Origin of the sequence: Anaeroglomus insulsum, from assembly GCF_050689095.1 — a bacterium.
Taxonomy (GTDB): Bacteria; Planctomycetota; Phycisphaerae; order Sedimentisphaerales; family Anaerohalosphaeraceae; genus Anaeroglomus; species Anaeroglomus insulsum.
Genome location: NZ_JBOGCL010000020.1, coordinates 22,832 through 29,786 on the forward strand (window position 1 = coordinate 22,832; position 6,955 = coordinate 29,786).

The 6,955-nt window shown below is 52.5% G+C and carries 6 protein-coding genes and 1 tRNA gene; 1 reads left to right on the forward strand and 6 read right to left on the reverse strand.

The features are described from left to right. Nucleotide 1: 1 nt before the first annotated feature. Genes ACQ9LF_RS13205 through gpmI form a run of 3 tightly spaced genes read right to left on the reverse strand, consistent with a single transcriptional unit; the run spans nt 2 to nt 4,409 of the window. Nucleotides 2-979: an ABC transporter substrate-binding protein gene (locus tag ACQ9LF_RS13205; RefSeq protein WP_462489887.1), complete on the reverse strand. Its 978-nt coding sequence runs from the start codon at nt 977-979 to the stop codon at nt 2-4. Next, the gene (mutL, locus tag ACQ9LF_RS13210) at nt 979-2,805 is read right to left on the reverse strand and encodes a DNA mismatch repair endonuclease MutL (RefSeq protein ID WP_462489888.1); all 1,827 of its coding nucleotides are present in this window, start codon (nt 2,803-2,805) and stop codon (nt 979-981) included. The genes ACQ9LF_RS13205 and mutL overlap by 1 nt, the downstream gene beginning before the upstream one ends. Nucleotides 2,806-2,834: 29 nt before the next feature. Continuing rightward, a complete protein-coding gene (gpmI, locus tag ACQ9LF_RS13215) occupies nt 2,835-4,409 on the reverse strand; it encodes a 2,3-bisphosphoglycerate-independent phosphoglycerate mutase (protein WP_462489889.1) in 1,575 nt (524 codons plus the stop codon). Between the two features lie 214 nt (nt 4,410-4,623). Here gpmI and ACQ9LF_RS13220 point away from each other — a divergent pair. Then, nucleotides 4,624-4,698 (forward strand) — tRNA-Pro (locus ACQ9LF_RS13220). Nucleotides 4,699-4,850: 152 nt separating this feature from the next. Here ACQ9LF_RS13220 and lpxB read toward each other — a convergent pair. The 3 genes from lpxB to ACQ9LF_RS13235 all read right to left on the reverse strand — a co-directional run. Continuing rightward, the gene (gene lpxB, locus ACQ9LF_RS13225; protein ID WP_462489890.1) at nt 4,851-6,008 is read right to left on the reverse strand and encodes a lipid-A-disaccharide synthase; all 1,158 of its coding nucleotides are present in this window, start codon (nt 6,006-6,008) and stop codon (nt 4,851-4,853) included. An 8-nt stretch (nt 6,009-6,016) separates the two neighbouring features. Then, nucleotides 6,017-6,745 carry a hypothetical protein gene (locus tag ACQ9LF_RS13230; protein ID WP_462489891.1) on the reverse strand — a complete coding sequence of 243 codons (729 nt, stop codon included), beginning with the start codon at nt 6,743-6,745 and terminating at the stop codon, nt 6,017-6,019. A 27-nt stretch (nt 6,746-6,772) separates the two neighbouring features. Next, nucleotides 6,773-6,955 (reverse strand): hypothetical protein (locus tag ACQ9LF_RS13235; RefSeq protein WP_462489892.1); only part of this gene is annotated, 183 nt, incomplete at its 5' end.

Genomic DNA, 6,955 nt, shown 5'->3' on the forward strand with positions numbered 1-6,955 from the left:
CTTAATTGAATTTCTCCTGCGGCCAAAGACACTTGGCAACTTCTTTAAGGCCTTGTTCAATACGCGGCCCCAGCCGACTGACCAAATCGCCATCCAGGATATAAATGCGCTTATCCTGCACCGCCGGCAGACTCGGGTATCGCCCGTAAAATTCGTAGATCGTACGAGACAGCCGTTCGTAATCGGCCTGCGAATCGGACGGCTCAATAATAATATCCGGCGCTGAGGCCAGCAGGGTTTCCTGACTGATTGGCGGATACTGATGTATGGTTTTGCCGATGGCATTCCGACCGCCACAGGTGCGAATCATCTCATCAATAAACGTATCCACCCCGGCCACCCGCAGCGGTTCCCGCTGGATAACCCACAGCACCCGCGGTTCAGCACGACCGGCAAACCGCCGTTTGAGATTATCCTGGGTTCCCTGAATGCGTCGGATCAAGCGGCTGGCTTCCTGCGGGCGATTGACGGATTGCCCCAGCGTTTCAATTCCGCTGTACAATTCCGGAAAGGTTTCGATATTCAGCGACAAGGTCCGACATCCCATCTTACGCAATCGTCCGGCCAGTCCTGCCTGTTGATCAAACCCCAGTGCCACAACCAGGGTAGGCCTCGCTGCGATAATGGCTTCCATATCCGGCTGCCAGAAGGTGCCCACATGGGGCAGGGATTGGGCCTGCTCTGGGTAATTGCTGTCAGACGTTACAGCAGCCATTTCCTTGTCCAGGCCCATCGCATAGAGTAGTTCTGTCAGGTTTGGTGCCAGCGACACGATACGTTCCGAGGTGTCCCCGGTTGTCCGTAGCGTCTGCTGCGGAGTCTCAACAGGGCAAGCTCTCAGATATCCCCACAAGCTGTACACGCCAAATCCCGCAAGAGCAATGATTACCGCATCGACGGCCAGGATCACTGCCAGTGTGACGGTATTGATCCGTCGGGCATCATTTCGCCGGGAATGGTGCATCTTTTGGTCCGTCATCAAAACCCCGTCCGCTTGAATTGTTTTTCCAGCTCTGCGATGCTAAACGTCAGTGTCGTCGGCCGACCATGTGGACACCGACAGGCCTGCGGATACTTCTGGCGATCCGCAAGCAGTTGCACCACCTCGGTTTCACTGAGGGGCTGGCCGGCCTTGACCGCCGCCATACAAGCCGCCCGCTCCAGAACCTCCTTGAGCAGATCTTCCGGCTGGTCGGTCAATGCAGTCGATGCCAGCGTATCCAACAGATTCCGAACAAATTCCCCCGGCTCTGCTTTTTCCAGCAGAATCGGAAAGGCCTGAATCGCAATCGTCCCCGGCCCGAACGGACCAAGCTCGATGCCAAGCTTCTCGAATAATGCCGTGTTATGCTCCATCGATTCTTCCTGCTGCGGCGTGACCTGAATCACTACCGGCGTCAGAAATCGCTGCGAGGCCAGCCTGCCCTGCCGGATTTTCTCGCACAGCTTTTCAAATAAAATCCGTTCATGCAATGCATGCTGGTCGATCACTTCAAATCCCTGTTCAGTCGCCACGAGCAGGTAACTGTTCTGCACCTGCAGATATTTCTGTGGGGCCATGGGCAGCTGGATATCCTGGTAGGCCGGGATGGTCTCGGAAGCAGTTGCCTTGGAGGGAATGGGTGACGGCTCACCAAACAACGGCTCCTGCCGCGATGATTTAAACTCGAAAGTCCTTTGCGAGCCTGCAGGCTTTTTGAAGAAATCCTCAACGGCATCCAAAATGCGCTGACGCCGGGCCAATTCCTGTGCTGTTCCGCTGTCAGGCAAAGGGCCAAATTCCATCGAAGGCGGCATTTTTCCGCCAACATCCAGATGGGTACTGAGCAGTTTATCCCGCAGCGCCGCCAAGACCTGTGAATGCACCAGATTGGAATTTTCAAAACGCACCTCGACCTTGGTCGGATGAACGTTGACATCATATTGTTCCGGCGGCATATCCAGAAACAAAAATACCGCCGGATACCGATTGGGTTCCACAAGCCCCTGATACGCCTGCCGAATGGCATGCTGAATAAATTTATCCCGGATAAATCGCCGATTCAGGAAAACATATTGATAGCTGCTGCTGGTGCGTGCGGCAGCAGGCCTGCCGATCAGCCCGGTAATCTCCATTCCCTTTTCCTGTTTGCGAAGGGGCATCAGTGTCTCGGCCAGTTCCCCGCCAAACAGAATCCCCACCCGCTCAGTCAGCGTTTGTCCGCCAAGCAGGTGATAGGTCTGCCGGCCATTGTGAATCAGAGTCAAGTCCAGCGATAAATGCGCCAGAGCAATGCGCGTAAAATGCTCGATGATATGCGTCATCTCGGTATTGGCCGTACGCAGAAATTTGCGCCGGGCCGGCAGCTTATAAAACAGATTCCGCACATCCACCGTCGTCCCCATATCAGCACTGGCCGGACGCACCGGCTCCCGATGGCCGCAATCACAATAAAGCAGATTGGCCTGGATGGAATCCGCGGTACGGCTGATGAGCGTCACCTGGGCCACTGAGGCAATACTGGCCAGCGCCTCCCCGCGAAACCCCATCGTTCGGATAGCATGCAAATCTTCAGCCTGGCGGACTTTACTGGTTGCGTGCGGTTCCAGCGCCAACTGCAAATCCTGAGCATCCATCCCGCAGCCGTTGTCGGTCACTGCAATCCGTTTGCGTCCCCCGTCTTCGATCAGAACGGTAATCCGCGTCGCCCCGGCATCGAGACTGTTTTCCAGCAGTTCCTTGACAATACTGGCAGGCCGCTCGATGACTTCTCCGGCCGCAATCATGTTAATCATATTGTCATCGAGAATGGCAATCCTGCCCATAGTTACACTGTCCTGCCTGTCAAAGACCTTTACAGAAGAAGGCTCCTGCCGGTCATCTCTGCCGGTTTGGGCAATCCCATCACCTCCAGAAACGTCGGCACAACATCGGCCAGCTTGCCGCCGGAGGCCATTTTTCTGGATTTAAAACCCTCATCAAACACAATAAACGGAACATCCCCCACGGTATGTGCCGTGTGAGGCATATTGTTTTCAAAATCCCACATCTTTTCAAAGTTGCCGTGATCGGCCAGAATGACGGCGCTGCCGCCCATCGCCTTGACCTTGTCCAGAATTCGACCGACACACCGATCCACCGTCTGGGCCGCTGTGATCGCAGCCTCCAGGACACCGGTGTGTCCCACCATATCCGGATTGGCAAAGTTGCAGATGATGACATCAAACTGGTTGGTATCCAGCTTGTCACAAATCACATCACAGACTTCGTTGGCACTCATTTCCGGTTTCATATCATAGGTTTTCACCCGCGGCGAAGGAACGATCTGGCGTTGTTCCCCTTCAAACGGCTCTTCCCGCCCGCCATTGAAGAAAAAGGTCACATGGGCATATTTTTCCGTCTCAGCACAGCGGAATTGCTTCAGTCCCAGCTTGCTGAAATATTCGCCTGCAATATTGGGCATCTGGCGAATCGGAGGAAAAGCCACCGGCGTTTGAATCTTCGAATCATATTCGGTCATGCAGACATAATGCGCCGTCCTGGGCTGAACACGCCGTGCAAATTCGCTGAAGTCGGTATCGACAAAGGCCCGCGTCAATTCGCGAGGACGGTCACCGCGGAAATTAAAGAAGATAACACTATCTCCATCCTGTACCAGGGCAATCGGTTCATCCGCGGCATTCACAATACAGGTTGGCTCGATAAATTCGTCGGTAATGTTTTTGGCATAGCTTTCCTGCATCACCGACAGAGCCGACTTGGCGGTATGGCCGGTGCCTTCGGTCAGACATCGGTACGCCGCCTCAACACGTTCCCAGCGTTTATCCCGGTCCATCGCATAAAATCGTCCCATCACAGTCGCAATCTTGCCGACACCGATTTCAGCCATTTTCTTTTCAATATCCGCAAGATAACCCGCACCGCTGGTCGGAGGGGAATCACGCCCATCCGTAAAGGCATGCAGATACACCTCCCTGAGACCATTGCGTTTGCACATTTCCAGCAGGCCGTAAAGATGCCCCAGCAGCGAATGCACACCGATATCACTGCACAGCCCGAACAGATGCAGTTTCCTGCCGTTGTCTTTGGCACTGCGAATTGCGGCCAGCAGGGTTTCATTCTGGAAAAACTCGCCATCGCGAATCGCCACGGTAATCCGGACCGAATCCTGATAGACCACCCGCCCTGCCCCAATATTCTGGTGCCCGACCTCACTGTTGCCCATCGTCCCCTCCGGCAGCCCGACATCTTCGCCATAGGTTCGAATCAGACAGTTGGGATAATGATTCATCAGCATCGTGTCGGTCGGCACATTCGCCATTTTAATCGCATTGAATTTATCTTCAGCCGGATTGGGATTCCATCCCCATCCATCCCGGATAATCATCACACAGGGTCTGGTTCTCAGTTTGACTTTGGATTCAGACATAGATAACCTTTCTTCATCTGGATTTCTATCCATTCGGATTAGCAATCACCATTCATTTATACGTCTAAAGTTCGACCATACTAAGAGAAACGGGGGGTAAAGTCAATGTTTTAGGCCATTTGCCCGGGCAATTCAGGCCCAAAATATTCTGCAGGAGGTTTTTCTTGCCTTTTCTGGAGACGGATTATATATTTATTTACCCAACTTTGCACTGCGGGGTGTAGCTCAGCTTGGCTAGAGCGCCTGGTTTGGGTCCAGGAGGCCGCTGGTTCGAATCCAGTCACCCCGACTTTCACTTAGGCAGATATAAACGCTAAACGCCTGGTTTTTCCGCTCCCGTTGGTTGCCGCGGCAGTATCCGAGAGGGCAAACAAATAGCAACTACCCCGATTTATGCTCCCCAAAAGACTTTCTACTCCTCTTTTTGGTATACAATCAGAGTTATATCATCTGGAATACAATATTGGCAACCTCAGCAGCCGTATTCCGTCCGGCCAGAGGCTTGCATAGATCCACCAGGTCGGCACTGGCTTTTTTTAAACGTTCGACACTGCCCAGATAATCCATCGCCACATGGGTAATCGGGTCAATCGAGGTAAAATACGGCATAAACTCCGGCACCAGCCTTCGGCCCGCCACGATATTCGGCAACGACAGCACCGGCGTACGGATCAGCCACCGCCCCACCAGATGCCACATCAGCCGGCTGGATTGATACATCACAATCATCGGACATGCCGCGGCGGCAACCTGAAGCGTCGCACTGCCACTGGCAACAATCGCCATATCCACCTGTTTGCACAGATCTATCAGCCCGCCGATCTGCTCCAGACACGAAAAACCGTTCATCCGATGCTCGTGCAGCAGGACCATCTTGGACATATCCGGTGCTGCAGTATAAAAATGTGCCTTCGGATAGACCTTGCGAATCTCAAGGGCAATCTGCTGCATCGCAGGCCAGAGGGTCTCGATCTCATGCCTGCGGGAACCCGGCAGCAATGCAATCTTTGCCTGCTGGGGTGTGAATCTGTCATAGGTTTTGAGATTCGCTTCAAGAGGCTCGGTCAATTCATCAAATAAGGGATTGCCGACAAAGGTCGCATCCACACCACGCCGCTGAAACCAATCCTGTTCAAAGGGCAAAATACAGGCCAGCTTATCACAGCAGGCCTTTAATTTATGAATCCTCCACGGCGCCCAGGCCCACAGTTGCGGAGCCACATAAAACAAGACAGGGATGTTGAGCTTCCTGGCGGCTTTGGCTATGTGAAAATTAAACGCAGGTGAATCGCAGACAATAACCAAATCAGGTTTGTTTTGTTCCAGCAGCTGCCGGGCTTTGTGAATCAGACTCCGGTAATACCCCAGCTGACTAAAGACTTTATAAATCATTGCCGCCCTGCTGACGGTGTTTTCCAGCAAAGCACAGCCGGCCTCTTCCATCTTCGACCCGCCAAAACCAACCCATTCGATAGACTTTATCGAGGTTTTTCCTTCCCCCATTTTCCGGCCGCACTGGCTGATCAGATTGGCACAGTGCAGTTCAGCACTGGGTTCCAGCGCACTGATGAAAATCCGTTTGGACTGAGAATCCGGCATCACGCAGCTTATCGAGTCAACAGGACAATTCCAATCACTAAACCGGATATAGCCACAAGGCTAACCACCATCGAAATCACAAAAATCCACATAAACCGCCGTTGCTGGCGGGCAAGGGTATATTTCAAATATCGGTCGGTCGCGGAAAAAGACCGGCTCATTTGCTGGATCCATTCAGTCTGGCTGACCGTATCTGAATCCAGCTTCTCGATTGAAGCATTAAATTTACCCAGATTATCACAAATCTCACGGTCCACTTTCGCCGTTGCTTCCAGATGTTCATGAATCTGACCGAGTTTGCCCGTTTGCTCGGCGGCGTGATCACTCATTCCGGCCATCAACTCCAGTAATTTCTGGTCATTAGCAGCTTTAGTCTTTAATTCGGTCGTCAAGTCCTGGAGAATCTGACGCTGTTCCTGGACCTGTTGCGGCAGGCCGGACAGTAGGTCTGGAATTTGATTGATTTTATCGACAAGCAACTCGTTTTGCTGAATTTGCAGAGAAATACTGGCGTTAATCTGTTCAAGACGATCCACCAGCTTATTCACCGCTTCGCCGACAATCTCGGCACTATCTTTTTTGCGAACCAGTGCAGGATCCGCAGCATTTGGCCCGCGCAGCGGCACCACGGCATTCGGGGTATTATTGAGCAACAGCAAATCCTCATCTGTTGTCGTCACCCGGCCTTTGCGTGCTTTCCAGCGCTGCCCGACTTTGGACCACCATTGGCGAATCATTGTAACCTTTCCATTGACACCAACTCTCTATATCTTCATATTAGCCTTTATCATACTCATATCCCTGATTTTTTCAAAGTTTTTTGCAAAATTCATAAAGGGCAAATGGCAAGTAGAACTCGGAACTGCAGCACCACAATCACCCGTTCTGACAAAGATTTTGAATTCTTGCCAGCTCACCCACTGTCTCAAAAAATTGAGCAGATTTTC